Source organism: Pseudomonas sp. RIT623 (assembly GCF_004519305.1).
In the GTDB taxonomy this organism is placed as follows: domain Bacteria; phylum Pseudomonadota; class Gammaproteobacteria; order Pseudomonadales; family Pseudomonadaceae; genus Aquipseudomonas.
In genome coordinates this window covers 1-25,648 of the sequence record NZ_SOZA01000037.1, presented here as the reverse complement: position 1 = coordinate 25,648, position 25,648 = coordinate 1, and the positions used below count along the sequence as shown (strand labels likewise).

General features: G+C 69.0%; 9 protein-coding genes. 2 read left to right on the top strand and 7 right to left on the bottom strand.

All coding sequences use genetic code 11. The annotated features are described in order from the left end of the window. Positions 1-57 precede the first annotated feature (57 nt). On the top strand, positions 58-948 hold the full coding sequence (locus E3U47_RS20435) for a universal stress protein (RefSeq protein ID WP_134693421.1): 891 nt from the start codon (positions 58-60) through the stop codon (positions 946-948). 69 nt (positions 949-1,017) lie between these two features. Here E3U47_RS20435 and E3U47_RS20430 read toward each other — a convergent pair whose 3' ends face one another. From E3U47_RS20430 to E3U47_RS20420, 3 genes are all read right to left on the bottom strand, one after another. Beyond that, positions 1,018-1,539 carry an acyloxyacyl hydrolase gene (locus E3U47_RS20430; protein WP_134693420.1) on the bottom strand — a complete coding sequence of 174 codons (522 nt, stop codon included), beginning with the start codon at positions 1,537-1,539 and terminating at the stop codon, positions 1,018-1,020. A gap of 278 nt (positions 1,540-1,817) precedes the next feature. Beyond that, positions 1,818-2,261, bottom strand: a complete 444-nt coding sequence (locus E3U47_RS20425) for a carboxypeptidase regulatory-like domain-containing protein (protein ID WP_134693419.1) — start codon at positions 2,259-2,261, stop codon at positions 1,818-1,820. Positions 2,262-2,340: 79 nt separating this feature from the next. Further along, positions 2,341-3,225, bottom strand: coding sequence for a LysR family transcriptional regulator (locus tag E3U47_RS20420; protein ID WP_218568163.1), 885 nt, complete (start codon positions 3,223-3,225; stop codon positions 2,341-2,343). A gap of 105 nt (positions 3,226-3,330) precedes the next feature. Here E3U47_RS20420 and E3U47_RS20415 point away from each other — a divergent pair, with 105 nt between their 5' ends. Further along, complete coding sequence (locus tag E3U47_RS20415) at positions 3,331-4,716, top strand: aldehyde dehydrogenase family protein (protein ID WP_134693417.1); 1,386 nt, start codon at positions 3,331-3,333, stop codon at positions 4,714-4,716. A gap of 77 nt (positions 4,717-4,793) precedes the next feature. On the opposite strand, the gene E3U47_RS20410 is transcribed toward E3U47_RS20415, so the two are convergent. From E3U47_RS20410 to E3U47_RS20395, 4 genes are all read right to left on the bottom strand, one after another. Continuing rightward, a complete protein-coding gene (locus tag E3U47_RS20410) occupies positions 4,794-6,797 on the bottom strand; it encodes a MacB family efflux pump subunit (RefSeq protein WP_134693444.1) in 2,004 nt (667 codons plus the stop codon). A 2-nt stretch (positions 6,798-6,799) separates the two neighbouring features. Then, positions 6,800-7,954 (bottom strand): macrolide transporter subunit MacA, encoded by a 1,155-nt coding sequence (gene macA / locus E3U47_RS20405; RefSeq protein ID WP_134693416.1) that lies wholly within the window; start codon positions 7,952-7,954, stop codon positions 6,800-6,802. Between the two features lie 105 nt (positions 7,955-8,059). Continuing rightward, positions 8,060-22,606 (bottom strand): non-ribosomal peptide synthetase, encoded by a 14,547-nt coding sequence (locus E3U47_RS20400; RefSeq protein WP_134693415.1) that lies wholly within the window; start codon positions 22,604-22,606, stop codon positions 8,060-8,062. Further along, a partial coding sequence (locus E3U47_RS20395; protein WP_134693414.1) for a non-ribosomal peptide synthetase occupies positions 22,603-25,648 on the bottom strand: 3,046 nt, incomplete at its 5' end. The genes E3U47_RS20400 and E3U47_RS20395, both read right to left, overlap by 4 nt.

Sequence of the window (25,648 nt, the reverse complement as noted above, 5' to 3'; positions counted from 1 at the left end):
TGGTGTGGGGACGGAGGTCTAGACTGAACGGGGGGCTGCCACACGTGGAGGTGTGAGATGAGCCAGTTCAAGCGATTGTTGGTCATGCTCGGCCCGCAGATGCGCCACACGCCCGCCCTGCAGCGCGCCGTGGCGCTGGCCGAGTCCAGCGGGGCCCTGCTGGATGTCAACGTTTGCGTCGATGATGTCGACACCTTCGGCCTGATGGCCGACAGCCGCGAGCGCGAACGCTTGCTCGAACACAACCGCCAGTGGCTGGCCGACGAGGCCGAACAGTTGCGCGGCGCCGGCCTCGATGTGTCCACCGAACTGCTGCTGACCCGCGACCCACTGGGCAGCGTGCTCGAGCAGGTCGAACGGCTGGGCTGCGACCTGCTGGTCAAGGACGTGCAGCACGAACCGATTCTCAAGCGCCTGCTGGTCACCCCATTGGACTGGCAACTGCTCAAGGACAGCCCGGTGGCCGTGCACCTGGTCAGCGACATCCGCCTGCCCCTGCCCCGACAGGTCGCCGCGGCCGTGGACCTGAACAGCCATGGCGACGGCGAGCACCTGGACCAGCAGGTGATCCGCAGCGCCCATGCCCTGGCCCTGCAATGCAACGCCGACCTGCACCTGCTGCATGTGTGCGACGCGGCCAAGACCCATATCGCCGACTTCGGCGCTGGCACAGTGACCATGCCCGGCTTCGACGCCAGTGTGCGCACCGCGCAGCGGGCAGCCTTCAACCGCCTGGGCGACCATCATCAGATTGCCCTGGAACGGCGGCATTTTCTCGAAGGGCCCGCGATCAAGGCGATCACCCAGTACATCGCCCATGGCCGGGTCGATGTGATCGTCATGGGTAACCATCGCCATGATGCGCTGCACGCATTCCTCGGCGGAACCACCGCGCACGTGCTGGAGCATCCGCTGTGCAACGTGCTGGCGATCAAGTCGGTGCGCTAGGTTCTGAATGCCCCTGCAGGCAAAGCGGCCGATTGGGTGTCGGTCGAATTTGCCTGCGGGCGGCCTGAATCAGAAGGCTTTGCTATAGAACAGCGAGTACGACTCGATGCCGTCGTTCGGCTCCTTGAGGCCAGCATTGGAATAGTGCATGGCACGAATCCCGACCTTTTGCTCGCCCGGCAGCTTCAGGCCAAAACCGATGCGGTCCTCGAAGTTGACCGAGGAGCCCAGGCGCTGGTCGCCGACGTCGGTCTTGGAGAACGCCGCCAGGCCGATGCCAGCCTCGATGAACGGGGTGTAGGTGAATCCGCTGAACTCATAGACGAACACCGGGCTGAACGACAGCGAGTGGGCACCACTGGCCTCACCGCCTTCCCAGTAGGTGTAGGCAGCGTCCCAGTAACCGGTGAGATGACCGGTGCTGCTTTCCAGCCATTTCTTGTCCCAGTCGAACGACAGGCCGATCCGGTAGGTCATGTCGCCCTGGCCGGTGGCACCCACGGCGCCGGAGATCTGAGCGGCCTGCGCCAGGTTTGCACCGGCGAATGCCAACACAGCGGCGGCCAGCGAGGTGGCGAGACGTTTTTTCATCAATGACTACTCCTGTGGTCTTCACGGACAGGCCCGCGACCAAGGGACGCGGGCCTGTGGCATGTGGGGGCTATGCCCCTCGATTTTGTACCTGCGTTCCGGCACGGAGTGCCGGGTTACAAGTGGTAATACTTCCGCGATTATGGTCCGCATTCGCGGAAAGTTGGAAGTGATTTGCCACTATTGGCTAAGTACCTGTAACTGGGACGATGGTTCAATAAATATTACTCCTGCACAGGGAGTGGCCATTCACGCTGGCCGGGGCCAGTGAAAAGGCTTCAACGCCAGTTCAGATCGACCCGCGCGGGGGTCTTGCCATCAACCGTGACCTGCTGCCGCACAGTCTGGCCTTTGGCGCTGCCAGTGACCAGGTAGTGGCCGGGGGGCAACTGCACGAAGATCAGCGGCCCGACATCCTGCAAAGCCAACACCTGCTGGCCTTGTGCTGATTGGATCGCCAGCGCCGCGCCACTCTGGAACTTGCCGTCGGCGCCGGTCGACAGGGTGATGTGCAGGTCGTAGCCGGGGGTTTGGCGCATGGCGTTGGCCTCGTCCTGGCCGATGCCGCCTTGCAGGTAGCGGATGCCGTTCTGTTCCTGAGCCTGCAAGTGCACGCCCTGTGGGTCGATCGGCGCGTTCAGGTCGGCGGCCGCGGCCAAGGTCCAGGGCATGGCCAGGGCCACCAGCAACGCCGCGCAAAGACCGTAATGATGGGTACGCATGGTGCATTCCTCCCTTCGAGGGATGGTCTACACAGTTTTGATCCCGCTGCGCGCGTGCCGTTCGGCCAACCGCGCGCCTTTAGTCCAAACTAGACCGGCTCGCAGGCTCAAGCGCCTCCAGCAGTTTGATGAACATGCCCAGACTGCGCGACACCGTGCCCCGTCGCCATACCAGCCAGGTCTGCAGATAGCGGAACTCTTCAGCCATGGGCCAGGCGCTGACCGTGCTGCAGCCCGGCATGTTGTCGAGCATGCTGCGCGGCAGCATCGCCAGCCCGGCACCTGCGCTGACGCAGGCGAGCATGCCGTGGTACGACTCCATCTCGTGGATCTTGCCCGGCACCGACTGGTCCTGGACGAACCAGCGCTCGAAATGATGGCGGTACGAGCAGTTGGCGCGAAAGGCATAGATGCTCGCGCCATTGACGTCGCGGGCACGGCTCACCGGCGCATGGTTGAGTGGCGCGATCAGCATCATCTCCTCTTCGAACACCGGCATGCCTTCGAGGCTGGGGTGCAGCACCGGACCATCGACGAACGCCGCCACCAGGCGCCCGGCCAGCACGCCCTCGAGCATGGTCCCGGAGGGCCCGGTGGACAGGTCCAGATCGACCTTGGGGTAGCGCTGGTTGTAGGCCGCCAGCAAGGCCGGAATGCGCACGGCGGCAGTGCTCTCCAGCGAACCCAGGGCGAAGGTGCCTTGTGGGTCATCACCGGCCACGCTGCAACGTGCCTCCTGCACCAGGTCGAGAATACGCCGGGTGTATTCGAGGAAGTTCCAGCCTGCCGGCGACAGGCGCAGGCGGCTCTTTTCACGGATGAACAAGTCCACGCCCAGGTCTTGCTCCAGTTGCTTGATGCGGGTGGTCAGGTTCGACGGCACCCGGTGAATTTGCTGGGCCGCTGCGCTGATGCTGCCGTGCTCGGCCACGGCCTTGAAGATCTCCAGTTGCACCAGGTCCACAGTCATTCTCCAAATGTGAACATTTCACTCATTATTATTCAGTTTTCATTAAAGATCACCACGCCTAGGCTTGCTGCACCGATGACCAACGACGAGCCTTTAGCCATGAGCGCGATCAGCAACCTGACCCATGCCATTTCCGTCGACCCGTACAGCGGCGAGCGGATCGGCCATCATGCCTTCGACACCGACGCCGCGCTGGAAGCGGCGCTGCAACGCGCCAAGGTGGGCTACAAGCAATGGCGGCGGGTGGCGCTGGAACAGCGCAGTGAATACCTGGTCGCCCTGGCCGATGCCCTGCAGGCCAATGCCGAGGTGTTCGCGCAGACGATCACCCACGAGATCGGCAAACCGATCAGCCAGGCCCGAGGCGAAGTCGGCAAGTGCGTCGAGCTGTGCCGGTGGTATGCCGAGCACGGCCCGGCGATGCTTGCCCCAGAGCCAACACAGATCGAAAAAGCCCGCATCGAATACCGTCCGTTGGGCCCGATTCTCGCCGTGATGCCGTGGAACTTCCCGGTCTGGCAGGTACTGCGTGGCGCCGTGCCGGCGCTGCTGGCCGGCAACACCTATGTGCTCAAGCATGCCCCCAACGTGATGGGCAGCGCCTATCTGCTGGCCGACCTGTTCAACCGCGCCGGCGTGCCTGACGGGGTGTTCGAGGTGCTCAACGTCGCCCCCGAGGGTGTCACCCGCGCGATCAACGACCCGCGCATCGCCGCCGTCACCCTCACTGGCAGCGTGCGCGCCGGCATGGCCATTGGTGCGCAGGCCGGTGCCGCACTGAAAAAGTGCGTGCTCGAGCTGGGCGGCTGCGATCCATTCATCGTGCTGGCCGATGCCGACCTTGACGCCGCGGTAAAGGCGGCGGTCGTCGGCCGTTACCAGAATACCGGCCAGGTCTGCGCCGCGGCCAAGCGCTTGATCGTCGAGGCAAGCATCATCGACGCCTTCACCCGCAAGTTCGTCGAAGCTACCCGCGCGTTGGTGGTTGGCAATCCGCTGGACGACGCTACCTACATCGGCCCGATGGCTCGCGTCGATCTACGTGACGAGCTCGACGGCCAGGTCCAGGCGACCTTGGCCGAAGGCGCGACATTGCTGTTGGGCGGGCACAAGCTCGACGGTGTCGGCAACTTCTATGCGCCAACAGTGCTTGGCGATGTAACCGCGGGCATGACCGCGTTCAAGCAGGAGCTGTTTGGCCCGGTGGCGGCGATCATCAGCGCGCGCGATGCCGAGCATGCCGTGGAACTGGCCAACGACAGTGAGTTCGGCCTGACGGCGACGATCTACACCGCCGACTACGCCCTGGCCGAGCGCATGGGCGCTGCGCTGGACACCGGTGGCGTGTTCATCAACGGCTACTGCGCCTCCGACCCTCGCGTGGCGTTCGGTGGCGTGAAGAAGAGCGGCTTCGGCCGTGAGCTGTCGCACTTTGGCCTGCGCGAGTTCACCAATGCCCAGACCGTCTGGTTGGATCGGCACTGATCCGCGCCACGTTGTCGCTGTCGATATTGCCAGGGGCGCCATGCGCCCCTGGCACATCCAAACCAACCGCCACCAGCCTAATCCCGCGCCAGCGCCTCGATCGGGTCCAGCCGCGCCGCGTTGCGCGCTGGCACGAAGCCAAACACGATCCCGATCAGCGTCGAACAGACAAAGGCCGTCACGATCGAGCCCAGCGAAAACACCATTTCCCATTGTTTGACGAACAACGCGAACAGATAGCCAATCCCATACGACAACGCGATTCCCACCACGCCGCCCATCAGGCAGACCATCACCGCCTCCACCAGGAACTGCTGGCGAATATCCGACTGCCGCGCACCCACCGCCATGCGAATGCCAATCTCGCGGGTCCGTTCGGTGACCGACACCAGCATGATGTTCATCACCCCGATCCCACCCACCACCAGCGAAATCACCGCGATCAGCGACAGCAGCAAGGTCAGTGAGCGGCTGGTCTTCTGCACCGTCTGCATGATGCTGTCGAGGTTGTTGGTGAAGAAGTCCTTGGTGCCGTGACGCTGCAGCATCAGCTTGTTGACCTCCTCCTCCACCCGCTTGCTCGGCATGCCATCCTTGATCCGCACGCTGATGCTGTCCAGGTGGCGCTGGCCGAGCACCCGCCCGGCCGCCGTCTCGTAGGGCATCCACACGTTGAGGGTGTTGCCGGCGACGAACAGGTTCTTGTTCTCGGCGGTCACGCCGATCACCGTGCACGGCAACTGGCCCACCAGGATCACCTGCCCCAGCGGGTTGACCCCGGCGCCGAACAGGCGCTTGCGGGTGTTGTGGTCGATCACCACCACCTGCGCCTGGCGCCGCGCGTCGTCGGCGCTGAACACGATCCCCGCCGCCAGCGGGATGTTGCGCACCTGGAAATACTGCTCGCTGACGCCGTTGAGCTGCACGTCGGCGTCGATGTTGCGGTAGCGCACCAGCGAGCTCTGGCCGATCACCGGGGTGGCGCTGTCGACGTAGTAGAGTTCGTTCAGCGCGCTGACATCGGCCGGCACCAGGGTCTCGATGGCCTTGGCCCGGCTGTCGCCGAAACTGCTGCCCGAATAGATGTCGATGGTGTTGCTGCCGATCGCCTGGATGTCCTTGAGCACATAGCCCTTGGCGCCCTCGCCGATGGCCGAGATCGACACCACCGAGGTGATACCGATGATGATCCCGAGCATGGTCAGCAAGGTGCGCATGCGGTGCGAAACCAAGGCGATCCAGGCCATCTTGAAGGCCTCGCGGAACAGCCCGAGGCTGGCCACCAGGCGCCGGGGCGCGGCCTCGCGGGGCGCTTGCTCGGCACCTGCCGCCGTCGGCACCTCGCGCACGCTGCGTCGGTCGCTGACGATCTGCCCGTCGCTAACCTCGATGATGCGCTCGGCATGGGCGGCGACCTTGGGATCGTGGGTCACCAGGATCACCGTGTGCCCGGCGCCGTGCAGTTCCAGCAGGATGTTCATCACCTCCTTGCCGCTGGCGGTGTCGAGGGCACCGGTAGGCTCGTCGGCGAGGATCACCTCGCCGCCGTTCATCAAGGCCCGGCAGATACTCACCCGTTGTTGCTGCCCGCCCGACAGCTGGCTGGGCCGATGCGCCAGGTGCCCGGCCAGGCCCAGGCGCCCGAGCAGCTCGCGGGCCCGCTGGTGACGCCCGCCCTGGGGCATGCCGGCATACACCGCCGGGATTTCCACGTTGCGCAGCGCATCCAGGTGCGGCAGCAGGTGGTAGCGCTGGAAGATGAAACCGAAATGGTCGCGGCGCAGCGCCGCCAGGGAATCGTCGTCGAGGTCACGGGTCTCCTGGCCGCTGACCTGGTAGCTGCCGGTGCTGGCGTGGTCCAGGCAGCCGAGGATGTTCATCAGGGTCGACTTGCCCGAGCCCGAGGCGCCAATGATCGCCACCAGCTCGCCGGCCTGGATCTGCAGGTCGATACCCTTGAGCGCCAGGAACTCGCGGTCGCCGGCCCTGAAGCTGCGGCTGACCCCTTGCAAGCGCAGCAGCGGTTGCTCGCTGCCGGCCAGCACAGCACGCTGCGGCGCCAGCTCGACATTCAAGTTCATGCTCATGCCCCCGCCTCGCTCGACACCGGTTCGCCGATCACCACCCGGTCGCCTTCGGCCAGGCCGTCCTTGACCTGCACCTTGACGTTGTTGTTGATCCCCGCCTGGACCTTGCGCACCTGGGCGAAGCCCTTGCTGTCGAGCACCCGCACCGGGTAGCTGCCGTCGGCGTCGCGCGGGCCCAGCGCCGCCACTGGCACGGTGAGCACGCCCTGGGCGGTGTCGAGGACAATGCGCACCTGGGCGGTCATCGAGATACGCAGCCGATGCTCGGGGTTGGGCACCTCGAACAGCGCGTTGTAGAACACCGCGCTGGCCTGCTTGGCCGCGCCGCTGTTCTTGTCGCTGCTCTCCAGGTAGTTCTGCGGCGCCGGCTCCGTGCCGCGCAGTTTGGCGTAGTAGCGCTGGTCGTCGCCGAGGATGGTGAAGTACACCTGCTGGCCGGGGCTGATATGGATCACGTCGGCCTCGGATACCTGGGCCTTGATGGTCATGGTGTCGAGGTCGGCCAGCTTGAGGATCACCGGCGCCAGCTGGTTGGAAATCACCGTCTGGCCTTCCTGGGTGACGATGCCCACCACATGGCCGTCGATCGGCGCGACGATGCGAGTGTAGCCGAGGTTGACCCGGGCCGTGTCGATCTGCACCTGGGCGCTCTTGATCTGCGCATCCAGCGAGCGCAGGTTGGCTTGCTGCACCTCGAACTCCGACTCGGCGTTCTCGAAGTCCTGGCGCGAGATCGACTCATCGGCCTGGAGCACATCGTAGCGCTGGTAGACCCGCTTGGCCTGCTTGAGCTTGGCCTGCACCGAACGCCGTTCGGCCTGCAGCTTCTCGGCGTCGACCTCGGCCTGGCGCAGGCTGTTGCGCGGCACCAGCGGGTCGATCTCGGCCAGCCACTGGCCTTCGCTGACCTTGTCGCCGAGCTTGACCTTGAGCGACTTCAACTGCCCGGACACCTGGGCGCCGACGTCCACCTGGCGAATGCCCTCCAGGGTACCGGTGGCCAGCACCGCGTTCTCGATATCGCCGCGCTCGACACTGGCGGTGATGTACTGCGGCGCCTTGGCCGGGGCCTGCACGGCGTACAACACGATGCCGGCGACCAGGGCCGCCGCGGCGCCGAGGGTGATCTTGCGAAACTTGCTGTTTTCCATGAGTGCCTACTACTGATCGAAGAGGGGGGCCGCGTTGCGGCCCTTTCGCGACACAAGGCCGCTCCTACAGACATTCATCCTCGAGGGCCCTGCCCTCGCCCGACCTCAGGTCAATCCCGCCTTGGCGGCAAGGGCCTGGCCGTCATGCCACCAGGCCGCCAGGCTGAACACATCCGGCACCTTGAGGATGCTGAAGTGATTGCCCGGCCCCTGCCAGACCTCCAGTTGCGGCATCAGCTGCCGCCAGCCCTCCTGCATCGCCACCTGCTCGCGCTGGTTGCCGGTGCTGTCCAGGGTTGGGTCGGCCACCAGCACCAGGCGCGCCAGGCCGTTGAAACCCGCCACTGGCCGATACACCGTGCGCAGCGCCGTGGCGAAGGTGCGGGTAACCCCGGCCAGCGCCTGCGGCGTGGAGCGCGCCGGCATCAGGCCGATGCGCACCATCGCCGCATGCAACTGCGTCAACTGCGTCTGGTCATCGGCCTCGGCGAACGCCTCGGCGTCGATACCCAGCGACTTGCCGGTGGACAGCTGCAACGACTCCACCAGCCGCTGCAGGGCCGCGGTGAAGGTGTGCGGCTTGCCGCAACTGCCACCGCCACCCGGCGCCTCGCTGTCGATCAGGGTCAGCGAACGTACCTCGCGCCCCTTGGCCTGCAGGCGCAGGGCCAGGGCATGGGCGACCCAGCCGCCGAACGAATGCCCGACCAGGTTCAATGGCCCTTCGGGGTGGAACGCCTCGATGGCTTGCAGATGGCACTCGGCGGCCGCCTCCACCTGGCTGTGCGGCACCTCGCCGGCGGCCAGGCCGCGGGCCTGCAAACCCAGTACCGGCCAATCCGGGCCCAGCGCCTCGGCCAGGCCGATGAAGCTGGTGACGCTGTCGCCGGCGCCCGGCACGCAGAACACCGGAACATGCCCCGGGCTGCCGCTCTGGATCGCCAGCAACGGCTGATGCGCCGGCAAAAGCGCGGCCTGTGTCGCGGCGATGGCGTCGGCGATGGCCTGGCCAAGCACCGCGACATGGGGTTCCTGCACCATGCTCTGGTGATCGCCCGGCACGCCGTGGCACTGCAACACTTGCCCCGGCAGCGCCTCGGCCCAGCCCAGGGTCGGGCTGTCGCAGGCAATGGCGCCGGTGCGCAGTTCGGCCTGGAACAAGTGCAGCGGCACCGGCAACGGCGCCAGGTGGTAATGAGCCAGGGCATGGCCGTGGGCGACATGCCGGGCGAAGAAGTGCCGCAGTTGCGCGTCGCTGGCCGGGGCCAGGCCCGGCACCAGCAATTGGCGCGCCCGGCAATGGCCGAGCAAGGCGTCGAAGGCCAGCGCCCCCGGCTCCAGCGCCTCGACCTCGGCCAACTGCGTGGCCCCCGCCGCGCCCTGGGCGCGCCAGTGCTCGCGGCAGTGCAGCAGCAATTGCGCCTCGGCCAGGTGCGGGCCGTGCCAGCGCGCCTTGCCCTGGTCGCTCAGGCGCGGCACATAGGTGTCGATCAGGCCGACGAAGGCCACCGCCTGGTCGGCCCCCAGCAACTGGGCGGCCACCTCGTAGGCCAGCACGCCACCAAACGACCAACCCGCCAGGCGGTATGGGCCATGTGGCTGCACTGCGCGCAAGCGCTGTACCAGGCGCGCCGCCAGGCACTCCAAGGTGTCCAGTTGCGGTTGGCCCAAGGGCACGCCCGGCAGGCCGTAGATCGGGAAGTCTCCCGGGATGTGCCGGCCCAGCACCGGGAAGTACAGATCCAGGCCACTGAACTCGTGGATCAGGAACAACGGCGGTTGGCTGCCCGTGGCGCGCACCGTGACCAGGGTATCGTCATGCTCCGGCGCCTCGCGCTGGCCCAGGCGCTCGGCCAAGGCAGCCACGCTGGGGTACTGGAACAGCTCCGCCAGGGTGGTAGGCAGCCCCGCGTGATCCATGGCGCTGACCAGGCGGATCGCCAGCAGCGAATGCCCGCCCAGCTCGAAGAAGCTGTCATGGCGCCCGACCCGCTCGACCTCCAGCACCTGCGCCCACAGCGCGGCCAGGGCCAGCTCCCGCTCGCCCTGCGGTGCCTCGAAGGCGGCCACCGCCAGGTCCTGCGCACCGGGCAGCGGCAGGGCCTTGCGGTCGACCTTGCCGTTGTTGGTCAACGGCAGCGCCGGCAAGGCGACGAACGCCGCCGGCAGCATGTACTCGGGCAGGCGCTCGCGCAGGAAGGCACGCAGCGCCGGGCCGTCCAGGGCCGGGTCGTGGCGGGTGAACCAGGCCACCAGGCGCAGCGGCCCCTGCTCCAGACGCAGGGCCATTACCACCACCTCGTCCAGCCCCGGGCACTGCGCCAGTTGCTGCTCGATCTCGCCCAGCTCGATACGGAAGCCCCGAATTTTGACCTGGTCGTCACTGCGGCCCAGGCACTCCAGCAGGCCATCGGCGCGCCAGCGGGCCAGGTCGCCGGTCCGGTATAGGCGCGCGCCGGCATGCTCGGCGAAGGGGTCGTCGACAAAGCGTTCGGCGCTCAGTTGTGGGCGGTTCAGGTAGCCCAGCGCCACGCCGTCGCCGCCGATGTACAGCTCGCCGGTGACGCCCTCGGGCACCACCCTTCCCTGCAGGTCGAGCACATACGCCGTGGTGTTGCCGATGGGGCGGCCGATCGGCACATGCTCAGCGCCCGGCGCCACCGTGGTGACCGCGTGAGTGGTTGCGTAGGTGGTGGTCTCGGTAGGGCCGTAGCAATGCACCAGGCGCAGGCCAGGCGCCTGCGCCAGCAAGGCACGAAACGCCCCCGGATCGCCACGCTCGCCGCCGCATAGCAGGATGCGCAGCCCGGCCAGGGCCTCGGGAATCAGCTGCACGTACTGGTTGAACAGCGCCGTGGTGACAAACAGCACGCTGGCGCCGCCATCGCGCAGCGCCGCGCCGAACCGCGCGGGCTCCAGCAGGGTCTGCTGGTCGATCACCAACACCTGCCCGCCGTTGAGCAACGCGCCCCAGACATCCATGGTGGCGGCGTCGAACGCCGGGTTGGCGACAAAGGCCAGGCGATCCTCGGCGTTGAAGTCGGCGTAGCCGTTGTTCAGCACCAGCCGGGCAATGCCGCGGTGGGCCACGCGCACCCCTTTCGGCGTGCCGGTGGAGCCGGAGGTGTACATCACATAGGCCACCGCGCCGGCGTCCACGACCAGGCCCGGGTTGTGCCCCGGCTGGTCGTCCAGCGCCAGGCAGTCGAGGTCGATGCGCCGCACCGCGCAATCACCGGCCATGCTGGCGAGGGTCAGCAGCGCCACGGCCTGGCAGTCCTGGGCCATGAACGCCTGGCGCTCGGCTGGGGCGTTGCTGTCCAGCGGCACATAGATCGCGGCGCACTTGAGCACCGCCAGTTGCGCCACCAGCAGCGTCAACGAGCGTGGCAGCAGGATTGCCACATGCTCGCCGGGCTTGAGCCCCTCGCCAATCAGCCAGTGGGCCAGGCGGTTGGCCTGCTCGTTGAGTTCGCCATAGGTCAGCTGGCGCTCATCGTGCACCGCGGCCAGGGCCAGCGGGTGACGGGCCACGCGCTGTTCGAACAGCTGTTGCACCGGCGCCTCGCGCGGGTAGTCGCGGGCGGTGGCGTTGTAGTCGCCGACCAGGCGCCGACGCTCTTCGGCGGCAACGATGCTGATACGCTCCATGCCCTGCTCCGGATCGTGCTCCAGCGCCTCGAGCAGCCCTGCCAGGGCCTGCTCGAAATAGCCGCACAGGCGCCGCGCATCGACACCTGGCGCGCACTGGGCGCTCAGGCTGAATGCCTCGCCCAGGTCATCGATGCTCAGCGCCAGCGGGTAGTTGCTGCGTTCCTCGGCGTGCAGCAGCTCGATGCCGGCCCAGGCCTGCTCCGCCGCCGCGTCGCCTGCCAGCGCGCTGGCGCTGTGGCGGTAGTTGAGCAAGGCACTGAACAGCGGCGCCCCTGCTGGCAGCGCGCTGCAACGCTGGGCCAGGGCTAGCTGGGCGTGCTCATGCACCAGCAGGCCGGTCAGCCGCCGGTGGGTGTCGAGCAGCGCTTCGCGCACCGGCAGCAGGCCAACGTCCAGGCGCAGCGGCAAGGTGTTAATGAACACCCCCAGCGCCCGTTCGATGCCCTCGCCGCCGTGCAGGCGCCCCAGCAGCACGGTGCCGAACACCACGCTGGCGCGCCCCGACAATTGCCCCAGCACCAGGCCCCAGGCCAGGTGCATCAGGCTGGCGGCGCCCACGCCCAGCAGGCGCGCCTGTTCGCGAACCCGCAGGGCCATGTCGGCCGGCAGCCAGTGCTGCGCCTCGGCCACGCCGTCCGGGTGCGGCTGCGCCTGGGCGCCGTAGGGCAAGGTCGGCTCGTCGATGTCACCCAGCTGTTCGCGGAAGAACGCCTCGTGCTGCGCCTCGCCCGCGCCTTGCAGCACCTGGGCGATGTAGTTGCGGTACGGCACCGGCGCCGGCAGCTGGTGCTGCTGGCCCAGCAGGCAGGCTTGCAGTTCGGCGCGTAGCACATCCTGGGCGACGTGGTCCATCACCAGGTGGTGGAACAGCAAGGTCGCGGTGATCGCCCCGGTTTGCCGGTGCTGGCTGTATTGCAGGCGCAGCAGCGGCGCGCGGGTGAGGTCCAGGCGCAAGACCGGGTTCTCGTCATCCGCAACCTCCAGCAACGGCAACGGCGCTTGGCGCCAGACCACCTGCAGCGGCTGCGCCAGGCCCTCCCAGGCCAGCGCGCTGCGCAGGATGTCGTGGCGGGCGATCACCTGCTCCAGCGCCTGGTGCAGGGCCAGCAAGCGTCCACGGTCGGCCACGGCAAAACGCGCCTGCAACAGGTACGGGTCGTCGCCCTCGCTGGCCAGGTGGTGGTAGAGGATGCCCGCTTGCAGCGGCCCCAACGGGTAGATGTCCTGGATATTGGCGGCGCCACCAGGTACCTGGGTGACGATGCCGTCGATGGCGGCTTGCGGCAATTGCACCAGCGGCAACAGCTCGGGGGTGATGTGCTGGCAATCGATGCCGATGCGGTTGGCCGGCACCTGCGGCCCGGCATCATGGCCAAGGGTCGCGGCCAGGGCGGCCAGGGTCGGTTCGGCGAACAGCACGCGGATATCCGCCTGCAGCCCTTGGGCACGCAGGCGGGCGATCAGGGTCACCGCCAGCAGCGAGTGGCCACCGAGTTCGAAGAAGTGGTCGTGGCGCCCTACCCTCGGCACCTTGAGCAGCTCGGCCCACAGCGCCGCCAGCTGGATCTCGGCCGCGCCCTGCGGCGCCTCGTAGCCACGGCTGAGTACCGCCTCGGCGCCCGGCTCCGGCAACGCCTGGCGGTCGAGCTTGCCGTTGGCGCTCAACGGCATGGCCGGCAACGTCACATAGGCCGCCGGCACCATGTAGTCCGGCAGTTGCGCCAAGGCGTGCTTGCGCAGCGCCTCGATTCCCGGCGCGCTGGCCCCTTCACGCAGGGTCAGCCAGGCCACCAGGCGCTCGCCGCGCAGCAGCACCGCCACCTCGCGCACCGCGCCGTGGCGCGCCAGGCAGGCCTCGATCTCGCCCAGCTCGATGCGCAGGCCGTGCAGCTTGACCTGGAAGTCGTTGCGGCCGAGGAACTCCAGTTCGCCATCGGCGCGGCGGCGCACCAGGTCGCCGCTGCGGTATATGCGTTCGCCCACCACGAACGGACTGTCGGCGAAACGCTCGGCGTCCAGCTCAGGCAAGCCCAGGTAGCCACGGGCAACCCCCACGCCGGCGATATACAGCTCGCCAACCACGCCACGGGGCACCGGCAGGCCCTGGCCGTCGAGCACGTAGAGGCGGGTGTTGGCGATCGGCCGGCCAATCGGCGGCGCGCCGGCCGGCAGCGGCTGGCTCGGTTCCAGGGTCCAGACGCTGCAATCGACGGTGGTCTCGGTCGGCCCGTAGACGTTGTGCAAGCGTGCCTTGGGCAAGCGCGCGCGCAACTGCTGCAGCAACGCCGAGGTCAGCTCGCCGCCGCCGCAGACGATATCGCTGAGGCTGTCGCAGGCCGCGCTGGCCTCCAGGGCGAGGAACTGCTGCAACAACGCCGGCACGAACTGCACCACGCCAACCCGGCGGCGCTGGATGACCTCGGCCAGGTAGACCGGGTCGCGCTGCCCGTCGGGCCGCGCCAGCACCAGGCGCAGGCCGGCGCACAACGGCCAGAACAGCTCCCACACCGAGGCATCGAAACTCACCGGGGTCTTGTGCAGCAACGCGCCTTCGGCACTCGGCGCGATCAGCCGCGAACTCCAGTGCACCAGGTTGCACAAGCTGCGGTGCTCGACCATCACCCCTTTTGGCGTGCCGGTGGAGCCGGAGGTGTAGATCACATAGGCCAGCTGGCGCGCGCCAAGGCCCTTGACCTGCGGGTTGTGCGGCGGCCGCGTGGCCCAGCTCGGCTGGTCGAGGTCCAGCCGGGGCAACAGGCTGGCGGCAAAACGCCCACGGCTGCTGGCATCCACCAGCAACGCCAGCGGGGCGCTGTCGGCCAGCATGTAGGCCAGGCGCTCGTCTGGATAGCCCGGATCCAGCGGCACATAGGCGCCACCGGCCTTGAGCACGGCGAGCAGACCGACCAGCAGCTGCGGCCCACGGGCCAGGCAGACCGCCACCCGGCTGTCGGGCCGCACGCCGCGGGCGATCAATTCATGGGCCAGGCGGTTGGCTGCCTCGTTGAGCTGCTGGTAGCTCAGCTGGCCGTCCTCGGCCTGCACCGCGATGGCCTGGGGCGCGCGCACCACCTGGGCCTCGAACAGTGCCTGCAGCGGTTGTTGCAGGCCGCCCACCAGCTCGCTGGCGTTGCAGCTGACCAGCTCCTGGCGGCGTTCGCTGGCGCTGAGCAGCTCGACCCGCGCCGGCACGGCCTGGTCGCTGCCGGCGAAGGCCCAGAGCAGTTGCTCCAGGTAACCGACATGGCGCTCGATGGTGGCGCGGTCGAACAGCGCGGTGGCGTACTCCAGCGCGCCGGCGAAGCCATCAGCGGTCTCGCCCAGGCTCAGGGTCAGGTCGAACTTGGCGATGGCCTGGGGCGTGCCCAGCGGCGCCAGTTGCAGCTCGCCCAGGCGCAGCGCCTCGCCCGGCGCGCCATTCCAGGCCAACGACACCTGGTACAGCGGGGTGTGGGCCAGGCTGCGCGGGGGTTGCAGCAACTCGACTACCTGTTCGAAGGGGATATCCTGGTGATCCTGGGCCTGGCTCACGCAGGCCTTGACCCGGGCCAGCAGCGCTGCCACATCGGGGCTGCCGGCGGTGTCGATGCGCAGGGCCAGGGAGTTGACGAACAGGCCGATCAGGCCCTCGACCTCGGCATGCCTGCGGTTGGCCACCGGGGTGCCGATGACCACTTCGGCCTGGCCCGACAGCCGCGCCAGCAACACCGCCCAGGCGGCGCCGAAGAGCATGAAGGGGGTAATCGCGTGGCGTTGGCACAGGTCCTTGAGGTCGGTGCTCAAGCGACGGTCCAGGCGCACTTCGACCCGCTCGCCCTGATAGTCCTGGCGCGTCGGGCGCGGCCGGTCGCTGGGCAGGGTCAACAGCAGCGGCGCGCCGGCCAGGGCCTGGCGCCAGTACTCGCCCTGGCGTTGCAGCTCGTCGCCGGACAGCCAGCGGCGTTGCCAGATGGCGTAGTCAGCGTACTGGATCGCCAGCGCCGGCAGCGGGTCGGCCAGGCCGGTACTGAAGGCCTGGTACAACGCCGCCAGCTCCTGGGTGAACACGCCCATCGACCAGCCATCGGCGACGATGTGGTGCAAGGTCAGCAGCAGCGCATGGCGCTCGCTGTCCAGGCACAGCAAGCGGCCGCGGATCGGCAGCTGGTGCGCCAGGTCGAACGGCAGCAGCGCCTCCTCGCGCAGCAGCCCCGCCAAGGCCTGGCCCTGGCCGCGCAGGTCGTGCCAGCTGAGGCTGAAGCCGCCGTTGCCCGGGGCCACCCGCACCCGTGCTGCGGCGCCTTCCTGGGCAAAATGGCTGCGCAGGCTCTCGTGGCGCTCGACGATGCGCGCCAGCGCGCGCTCCAGCGCCGGCCGGTCGAGCGGCCCGCGCAGTTCCAGGCCCAGGGGAATATGGTAGGCGGCGCTGGCATCGTCCATCTGTGCCAGGAACCACAGGCGCTGCTGGGCGAACGACAGCGGCTGCGACTGACCGCGCGGCGCCGCCTCGATGGCCGGCAGGGTGGCGGATGCCGCACCTTGCAGCGCGGCGGCCACCACCAACAGACGGTCGTCGGCGAACAGCTGGCCAAGGCCCAGCTCCAGGCCCAGGCGCTGGCGCAACTGGCCGACCATGCGCATGGCCAGCAGTGAATGGCCGCCCAGCTCGAAGAAACGGTCGTGACGGCCGACCCTGTCGACCTGCAGCAGCTCGGCCCAGAGCTCGGCCAGGGCGTTTTCCAAGGCGCCTTCAGGCGCTTCGTGGGCCTGGCTGGCCAGGGCCTCGCGCTCAGGCAGAGGCAGCGCGCGGCGGTCGACCTTGCCATTGGCGGTCAACGGCCAGCTGTCCAGCCGTACCAGCGCCGCCGGCAGCATGTAGGCTGGCAGGTGCCTGGCCAGGCTGGCACGCAGCTCGGCGGCTGATGCCACCTGGCCCTGGGCGATGAACCAGGCCAGCAGCCGAGGCTGGCCGGGCACCTCCTCGCCGGCCAGCACCAGCGCCTCGTCGATACCCGGCAGGCGCAGCAACTGCGCCTCGATCTCGCCCAGCTCGATGCGCAGGCCGCGGATCTTCACCTGGTCGTCGTTACGCCCCTGGTAGTCCAGGGTGCCGTCGGCGTTCCAGCGGGCCAGGTCGCCGGTACGGTACATCCGTGCCCCGGGCACCTCGCTGAACGGGTCGTCGAGAAAACGCTCGGCGGTGAGTTCGGGGCGGTGCAGGTAGCCTCGCGCCACCCCGGCACCGCCCACGTACAGCTCGCCGGTGCTGCCCATCGGCACCAGCTGGCGCGCTTCGTCCAGCAGGTACAGGCGAGCGTTGGCGATCGGCCGGCCGATATCCAGCGCGCCGCCGGGCAACACCAGCCCGGAGCTGGCGACCACCGTGGCCTCGGTGGGGCCGTAGTTGTTGACCACCACGCAGCCTGGGTCGCCGTGGAACTGGCGCAGGCGATCGCCGCCGATCAGCAAGGTGCGCAGGGTCGGGTGGCGCAACCCCTGGGCGAAGGCGTACTCGGCCACCGGGGTCGGCAGGAAGGCCACTTTCAGCGGCTGCTCCAGCCACCAGGCCAGCAGCGCGTCGAGCTGCTCGTTGCCCAGCGTGGCCGGCGGCAGGTGCAGCACGGCACCGGCGCACAGCGCCGGCCACACTTCCCAGGCCATGGCGTCGAAGCCGAAACCGGCGACGCTGGCGGTGTGGTCGCCGCCGCCCAGCTCGAAGGCCTTGCAGTGCCAATGCACCAGGTTGGCCAAGCTCTGGTGCTCGACCATCACCCCCTTGGGTTCGCCGGTGGAACCGGAGGTGTAGATCACATAGGCCAGCTGGTTCACCCCCAGCCCCGCTACGCTTGGGTTGTCGGTCCGCGCCGGCCAGTCCGGGCGGTCCAGGGCCAGCAGCGGCACGCTCACGCCTTGCAGGCGCTCGCACAGCGCCTGCTGGGCCAGCACCAGCGTCGGGGTGCTGTCGGCGAGCAGGTAGCGCAGACGCTCGTCCGGGTGCGCCGGGTCCACCGGCACATAGCCGGCACCGGCCTTGAGCACGGCCAGCAGCGCCACCAGGGTGTCCAAACCGCGGCGGGCGACCACCGCCACTCGCTGGTCGGGCCGCACGCCCTGGGCGATCAGGTGGTGGGCCAGGGCGTTGGCCCGGACATTCAACTCGCCATAGCTCAGCGACTGCCCGTCGACCACTGCGGCAACGGCCTGCGCGGCACGGGCCGCCTGGGTTTCGATCAAGCCATGCACGGTCTGCCCCTGGGGCAACAGCCGGCGGCTGTTGTTGAAACCATGCAGCAGGCGCTGGCGTTCGGCCTCGCCGACCAGCGCCACCTCGGCCAGCGCTTGCTGGTCGTTGGCCACCATGGTTTGCAGCAAGGTCTGGAAGTAGCCGGCGATACGCTGCACGCGCGCTTCGTCGAACAACGCCGTGGCGTATTCCAGGCTGCCGACCAGCGCCTCGCCCTGCTCGCCCAGGCTCAACGACAAGTCGAACTTGGCCACCTGGTTGGTCTGCGCCACCGCCTCCAGTTGCACGCCTTCCAGGCTCAGCGCGGCAGCGGCGCCGGCCTGCCAGTTCAGGGTGGTCTGGAACAGCGGGGTATGCGCCAGGCTACGCGCCGGGCGCACGATCTCCACCACCTGCTCGAACGGCAGGTCCTGGTGCGCCTGGGCTTGCAGCAGGCGGGCCTTGACCTGGCCGAGCAAGGCCTCGGTGCTGGGCGCCGCATTGGTGTCGACACGCACCGCCAGGGTGTTGACGAACAACCCCACCAGCGGCTCCAGCTCGGCACTGCCGCGCCCGGCCACCGGGCAACCGACCACCACCTCCGGCTGCCCGGCCAAGCGCGCCAGGGTCGTGGCCCAAGCGCCCAGCAGCACCATGTACAAGGTGGCTTGGTGACGCTGGGCCAAGGTGCGCAGGCCAGCGCCCAGGCGCTCGTCCAGGCGCAGCGCCAGGCTGGCGCCGCTGAAGTCCTGGCGGGCCGGGCGCGGCCGGTCGCAGGGCAGGCTCAGCAGGGTCGGCGCGCCATCCAGCGCCTCGCGCCAGTAATCAGCCTGGCGCTGCAACTGTTCGCCAGCCAGCCAGCGGCGCTGCCACACGGCGTAGTCGCCGTACTGGATCGCCAGCGCCGGCAGCGGGTCGGCGTGGCCGGCGCGCAAGGCCGGGTACAGCGCGCCGAGCTCGCCGGTGAGCACGCCCAGGGACCAGCCATCGGCGGCGATATGGTGCACGGTGAGTACCAGCACATGCTGCTGTTCGCCCAGTTGCAGTAGGTTGGCACGCACTGGCGGCCCGGCCACCAGGTCGAACGGCGCCACGGCCTCGTCCTGCAACCAGGCAACCAGGGCATCGGCGGCCAGGGCCTGGCGCCGCAGCCAGCCCGCCTGTGGCGTGCCCAGCAGCTCGACCTCGGCGCTGTCGCCGCGCGGCACGAAGCGGCTGCGCAGGGTTTCATGGCGCGCGACGATGCACAGCAGCGCGCGCTCCAGCGCATCGACGTCGAGCTCGCCGCGCAGGCCCAGGGCCAGGGGCACGTTGTAGGCCTGGTTGCCCCCTTCGAGCTGGGCCAGGAACCACAGCCGCTGCTGGGCGAACGACAACGGCAGCGCCTGGTCGCGGGCCACCGGCACAATTGCCGGCAGCGTGCTGCGCCCGGCCCCGGCCAGCACCTGGGCGACCGCCGCCAGCTCGGCATTGGCGAACAGCTCGGCCAAGGCCAGTTCCACGCCCAGGCGCAGGCGCACCTGGGAGACCATGCGCATGGCCAGCAGCGAGTGCCCGCCCAGGGCGAAGAAGTGATCATGCCGGCCGACCCGCTCCACCTGCAGCAGCTCGGCCCATAGCCCGGCCAGGGCGGTTTCCAGCTCGCCCTCGGGGGCCACGTAGGCCTGTTCGAACAGCGCCGAGCGTTCGGGGGCCGGCAGCGCGCGGCGGTCGAGCTTGCCATTGGCTGTCAGTGGCAACGCCACGAGCCCGACGAAGGCCACCGGCACCATGTAGTCCGGCAAATGGACCAGCAGTTGCGCGCGCAGTCGCTGGGGTTGCGGCGCCTCGATCCCTGCTTGCGGGGTGAAGTAGGCCACCAGGCGCGGCTGGCCGGGCTGGTCCTCACGGGCCAGCACCACCGCTTCGTTGATCCCAGGCAGGCTGGCGAGGCGGCTTTCGATCTCGCCCAGCTCGATACGCACGCCGCGGATCTTCACCTGGTCGTCGTTGCGCCCCAGGTAGTCCAGGGTGCCGTCGGCCAGCCAGCGCACCAGGTCGCCAGTGCGGTACATGCGCGCGCCGACGCCTGCGTCGAACGGGTCGTCGAGGAAGCGTTCGGCGGTCAGCTCAGGGCGGTTCAGGTAGCCCCGGGCCACCCCGGCGCCGCCGATGTACAGCTCGCCCGGCACACCCAGGGGCAACGGCTGCAGGTTGGCATCGAGCACGTACAGCCGGGCGTTGTCCACCGGCCTGCCGATGTGCAGCGCGCCCTCGGCCGCGATTACCCCGGAACTGGCCACCACCGTGGTCTCGGTAGGGCCGTAGTTGTTGACCACGGCGAAGGTCTGGGTGCGGTTGAACTGGCGCAGGCGGTCGCCGCCGATCAACAGGGTGCGCAGGGTCGGGTGGCCCAGCTGATGGCTGAAGGCATATTCGGCCACCGGGGTCGGCAGGAAACTCACATCCAGCGGCTGCTCACGCCACCAGGCGAGCATGGCGTCGAGGTCCTCATGGCCTTCGCCGGGCGGCGCCAGGTGCAGCACCGCGCCGCTGGCCAGCGCCGGCCACACTTCCCAGGCCATGGCGTCGAAACCGAAGCCGGCCAGGCTCGAGGTATGCCGGCCCAGGCACAGGTCGAAAGCGCGGCAATGCCAGTCCACCAGGTTGTTCAAGGTGCGGTGTTCGACCATCACGCCTTTCGGCTGGCCGGTGGAGCCTGAGGTGTAGATCACGTAGGCCAGGTGTTCGGCATTCAGCCCCGCGACTCGCGGATTATCCAGGCGTGCAGGCCAGTCGGGCTGGTCGAGGGCCAGCACCGGCACATCTATCTGCCCCAGGCGCTGGCGCAAGCCATGCTGGGTCAGCACCGCCACCGGGGCGCTGTCGGCCAGCAGGTAGTGCACGCGCTCGTCGGGATGGGCCGGGTCGACCGGTACATAGCCGGCGCCGGCCTTGAGCACGGCCAGCAGGCCGACCAGGGTGTCCAGCCCGCGCCGGGCCAGCACCGCGACCCGGTCGTCGGGGCGTACGCCCAGTTCGATCAACTGATGGGCCAGGGCGTTGGCCCGGCCGTTCAGCTCGGCGTAGCTCAGCGCCAGGCCCTGGCAGGTGGCGGCGTTGGCCTGGGGATGGGCCTGGGCCATGACCTCGATGCGTGCGTGCAGCGTGCCCGGGGTGATCGCGCCGCCCGGCGCCTGGTTGAACCCTTCGAGTAGTTCGTCGCGCTCATTGGCTGGCAGCATGGGCAGCGCCCGCACCTCCACGGCGCGCCCCTGGGCCAGGGCCGCCAACAGGCTGCGCAAGGTCTGTTCGAGGTAGGCGCAGACCCGCTGCGCCGGAACCTCGGGGCTGGCCAGCAAGGTCAGGCGAAACGCCTCGCCGAAATCGTCGACGCTCAGGGTCAGCGGGTAGTTGGTGGCCTCGGCAGCATGGACGATCTCGATACCTGCCCAGCCCGCCCGGCGCACCTCCTCGGCGCCCGAAGGCGCGCTGTGGCGGTAGTTGAGCAAGGCGTTGAACAGCGGCGTTGGCGCGGCAACGCCGCTGCAGCGCTGGGCCAGGGCCAGCGGCGCATGCTCGTGGCGCATCAGGCTGCTCAGGCGCTGGTGGGTGGCCTTGATTGCCGCGCCCAGGTCGTCCCCGTCCAGGTCCACCCGCAGCGGCAAGGTATTGATGAAGATCCCCAGTGCCCGCTCGGTGGCCTCGGCGCCGAGCAGGCGCCCCATCAACACCGTGCCGAACACCACCTGCCCTAGCCCGGTGAGGCCGCCCAGCACCCGCGCCCAGGCCAGGTGGAACAGGCTGGCGACGCTCACCCCCTGGGCCCGGGCCTGGCCGCGCAGCGCCTGGCACAGCGCCAGGTCGAGGTCCAGGGCATGCTCGTTGAGCGCCGCGCCGTCGCCCTGCACGTCGGCCAGGCCGTAGGCCAATGTCGGCACGTCGATGATACCGAGCATGTCGCGGAAGAACGCCTCGTGCTCGGCCTCGCCGACGCCCAGCAGGGCCTGGGCGACATGGTTGCGAAATGGCACCGGGCGGCCCAGGCGGGCCGTGTCGCCCAGCAGGTAGGCGAGCATTTCGTGGCGCACCACCTCCAGGGCGCTGTGGTCCATGGCCAGGTGGTGGAACTGCAAGGTGGCGCCGATGCGCCCGGCGCTGTCCGGCGCCTGGCATTGCAGGCGAATCAGCGGCGCCTGGGCCAGGTCGAAGCCGCTCTCGGGCGCTTGCCCGGGCGCCAACTGGATGACCCGCAGGCGGGCCTGGCGCCAGACCACCTGCAGCGGGGTCTCGACCTCCTTCCAGTGCACCGAGGTACGCAGGATATCGTGGCGGTCGATCACCCCCTGCAAGGCCTCGGCAAAGGCCTGCACCCGGGTGTCGTCGGCGAACACGAAGCGCGCCTGCATCACATAGGGGTCGTGCTCGCCGGCGCTGGCGTGGTGGAACAGCATGCCCTGCTGCAATGGCAGCAGCGGGTAGATGTCCTGCACATTGGCCGCGCCGCCGGGCACGGCGGTCACCAGGCGGTCGAGGCTGGCCTGGTCGAGCTCGACCAGGCTGAGCAGCTCGGGGGTGATGCGCGTGCAGTCGGCCGGGATGCGGTTGTCCGGCACCAGCACCGCGCCCTGGCGGCTGGCCACGTACTCGCCGCTGGCCAGCAGGGCCAGCAGCGCCGGCTTGTGCTCGCGCAACTGGGCCACCAGGTTGGCGTCGCTCAGCGCCTGGCGGTTGCCCTGGACCGCCAGCTGGCCGTCCTTGAGCGCCAGTTGGACATCGTGGGCGGCCAAGGTCGCCAGTAATTGGTTGATGCTCACAGGACGATCTCCATTCTGTCTGTGATGGCGGCATAGCCTGCCAGCGTCGGTTGTTCGAACAGGCTGCGCACGTCGGCTTCCAGGCCGGCTTCGCGCAGGCGCGAGGTGAGGGTCACGGCCAGTAGCGAGTGACCGCCCAGTTCGAAGAAGTTGTCTTGCCGCCCTACCCGCTCCACGCCCAGCAGTTCGGCCCAGACCCGCGCCAGCAGCGCTTCGGTCTCGCCGATCGGCGCCTGGTACTCGCGACCCGGCAGGTGCGCCAGGTCTGGGGCCGGCAGGGCCTTGCGGTCGAGCTTGCCGTTGGGGGTCAGCGGCAGGCTGTCGAGGTGGATGAACAGCGCCGGTACCATGTATTCCGGCAACTGCGCCAGCAGCGCCGCGCGCAGGGCCTCGGCGGCCAGCGGCTCGCCTGTGTGGTAGGCGACCAGCCGCGGCCCGGCCGGCGCTGCGTCGTGCACCAGCACCACGGCCTCGCGCACACCAGCCAGGCGCATGATGCCGGACTCGATCTCGCCGGGCTCGATGCGCAGGCCGCGTAGCTTGATCTGGTGGTCGGTACGGCCGAGGAACTCGAGGCTGCCGTCGCGGCGCTGGCGCACCAGGTCGCCACTACGGTACAGACGCTCATCCGGGTTGAACGGGCTGGCGATGAAGCGCTCGGCCTGCTGCTGCGGCAAGCCAAGGTAGCCACGCGCCACCCCGGCACCGCCGATATGCAACTGGCCGGCGACACCCAGCGGCACGGGTTGATCATGGGCATCGAGCACGTACAGGGTGGTGTTGTCGATGGGCCGGCCAATCGGCAGCGCGCCACCTGGCACCGGTTGCTGCGGGTGCAAGGTCCAGACACTGCAATCGACCGTGCTCTCGGTGGGGCCGTAGACGTTGTGCAGGCGCACCTGCGGCAAGCGCTCGCGCACCTGGCGGGCCAGGGCTTCGGTCAGCTCGCCGCCACCACAGACGATGTCGGTGAGGCTGGCGCAGCCGGCGCTGCCCTCCAGGTCAAGGAACTGCTGGAGCAAGGCCGGCACGAACTGCACCACGGTCACCTGCTGACGCTCGATCAGCTCTACCAGGTACTGTGGATCGCGCTGCCCGTCCGGGCGCGCCAGCACCAGGCGCAGGCCACTGCACAGCGGCCAGAACAACTCCCACACCGAGGCGTCGAAGCTCACCGGGGTCTTGTGCAGCAGCGCGCCACCGGCCGGGAACAGCCGCTGGCTCCAGTTCACCAGGTTGACCACATTGCGGTGCTCGACCATGACGCCCTTGGGCACCCCGGTGGACCCGGAGGTGTAGATTACATAGGCCAGGTGGCGGGCGTTCAGCGCCGGCACCTGCGGGTTGTCAGCCGGCAAGGCGGCCCAGATCGACTGGTCGAGGTCTACCTGCGCCACCGCCGACACGCCCGCCAGGGCCCGGGTGGACGCCTGTACCAGCACGGCACGCGGCTGGCTGTCGCTGAGCATGTGGCGGATACGCTCGGCCGGGTAGTCCGGGTCGAGCGGTACATAGGCGCCGCCGGCCTTGAGAATGGCCAGCAAGCCGACCACCAGGGCCGGGCCGCGTTCGACGCAGATCGCCACACGATCGTCCGGCTGCACGCCGAGGGCGATCAAGTGGCGGGCCAGGCGGTTGGCCTGCTGATTGAGCTGGCCATAGCTCAGCTCGCCCTGCTCGGTGCTGACCGCCACCGCGTCGGGGTTGCGCAGGGCCTGGGCCTCGAACAGGCCATGCAAGGTCTGGCTGATATCGTGGGGCACTGCGCTGCGGTTGAAGTCGACCAGCACCTGGTGGCGCTCCTCGGCTTGCAGCACCGGCAAGTCGAGCAAGCGCCGCTGCGGCTGCTGCTCCAACGCCTCGGCCATCCCCAGCAAGACCTGCTGCACCTGCCCGCATACCCGCGCCGCGCCTACGCTGGCCGGGGCCAGGGCAACCAGGCGCAAACGCGCGCCGATATCGTCCACGCTCAGGCTTAGCGGGTAGTTGCTGCGCTCCTCGCTCTGCAAGGTCTCGATGCCTTGCAAGGCCTGGCGCTGGGCTTCGTCGACCTGGCTGCCATGGCGGTAGTTGAGCATGGCGCTGAACAACGGCGCCGGCGCGGCCACGCCGCTGCAACGCTGGGCCAGGGCCAACGAGGCGTGCTCGTGGCCGAGCAAGGCGCTGAGGCCCTGCTGGGTCGCCTGCAGCGCCTCGGCCAGGCTGACATCCGCCAGGTCCAGGCGCAGCGGCAAGGTGTTGATGAACATGCCCAGAGCCCGTTCGGCGCCCTCGCCGCCTTCCAGCCGCCCCAGCAGCACGGTGCCGAACACCACGCTGTCGCGAGCGCTGACGGCCGCCAGCAGGCGCCCGTAGGCCAGGTGGAACAGGCTGGCGACGCTGATACCACGCTGCCGGGCCTGCTGGCGCAGGCGCAGCGCCAGGCTGTCGTCCAACCAGTGCTGGGCTTCCTCGATGGCCTGGCCATCCAGTTGCACATCGCCCAGGCCGAACGGCAGGGTCGGCTCGTCGATATCACCCAACTGCTCGCGGAAGAACGCCTCGTGCTCGGCCTGGCTGACGCCCAGGCGCGCCTGGGCCACGTAGTTGCGGTACGGCACGCCCGGTTCGGCGGGCACTGGCAGGCCTTGCAGGTAGCCCACCAACTCCTGGCCGAGCACATCCAGCGCGGTGTGGTCGAGGACGATATGGTGGAACTGCAGGGCCGCCAGGCGGCCAGGGCCTTGCGGTTCCGGCCAGTGGTACAGGCGCACCAGCGGCGCCTGCGCCAGGCTCAGGGCATGGGGCACCTGGTCCTCGCCGGCCACCTCGAACACCGCCAGCGGCGCCTCGCGCCAGACCACCTGCAGCGGCTGCGGCAGGCCATCCCAGAGCACCGAGGTGCGCAGCACATCATGCCGGGCGATGACCTTGCCAAGGGCATCGACGAACGCCTGCAAGCGCTCATGGCTGGCGAAGGCCATGCGCGATTGCAGCACATAGGGGTCGTGCTCGGGCGAACTGAGGTGGTGGTAGAGAATGCCCTCCTGCAACGGTGCCAGC

Bases quoted from the DNA above. Each gene is read 5' to 3' on its own strand.
- E3U47_RS20435 (WP_134693421.1), top strand. From the start codon at position 58: ATGAGCCAGTTCAAGCGATTGTTGGTCATGCTCGGCCCGCAGATGCGC.
- E3U47_RS20430 (WP_134693420.1), bottom strand. From the start codon at position 1,539: ATGAAAAAACGTCTCGCCACCTCGCTGGCCGCCGCTGTGTTGGCATTC.
- E3U47_RS20425 (WP_134693419.1), bottom strand. From the start codon at position 2,261: ATGCGTACCCATCATTACGGTCTTTGCGCGGCGTTGCTGGTGGCCCTG.
- E3U47_RS20415 (WP_134693417.1), top strand. From the start codon at position 3,331: ATGAGCGCGATCAGCAACCTGACCCATGCCATTTCCGTCGACCCGTAC.
- E3U47_RS20410 (WP_134693444.1), bottom strand. From the start codon at position 6,797: ATGAACTTGAATGTCGAGCTGGCGCCGCAGCGTGCTGTGCTGGCCGGC.
- macA (WP_134693416.1), bottom strand. From the start codon at position 7,954: ATGGAAAACAGCAAGTTTCGCAAGATCACCCTCGGCGCCGCGGCGGCC.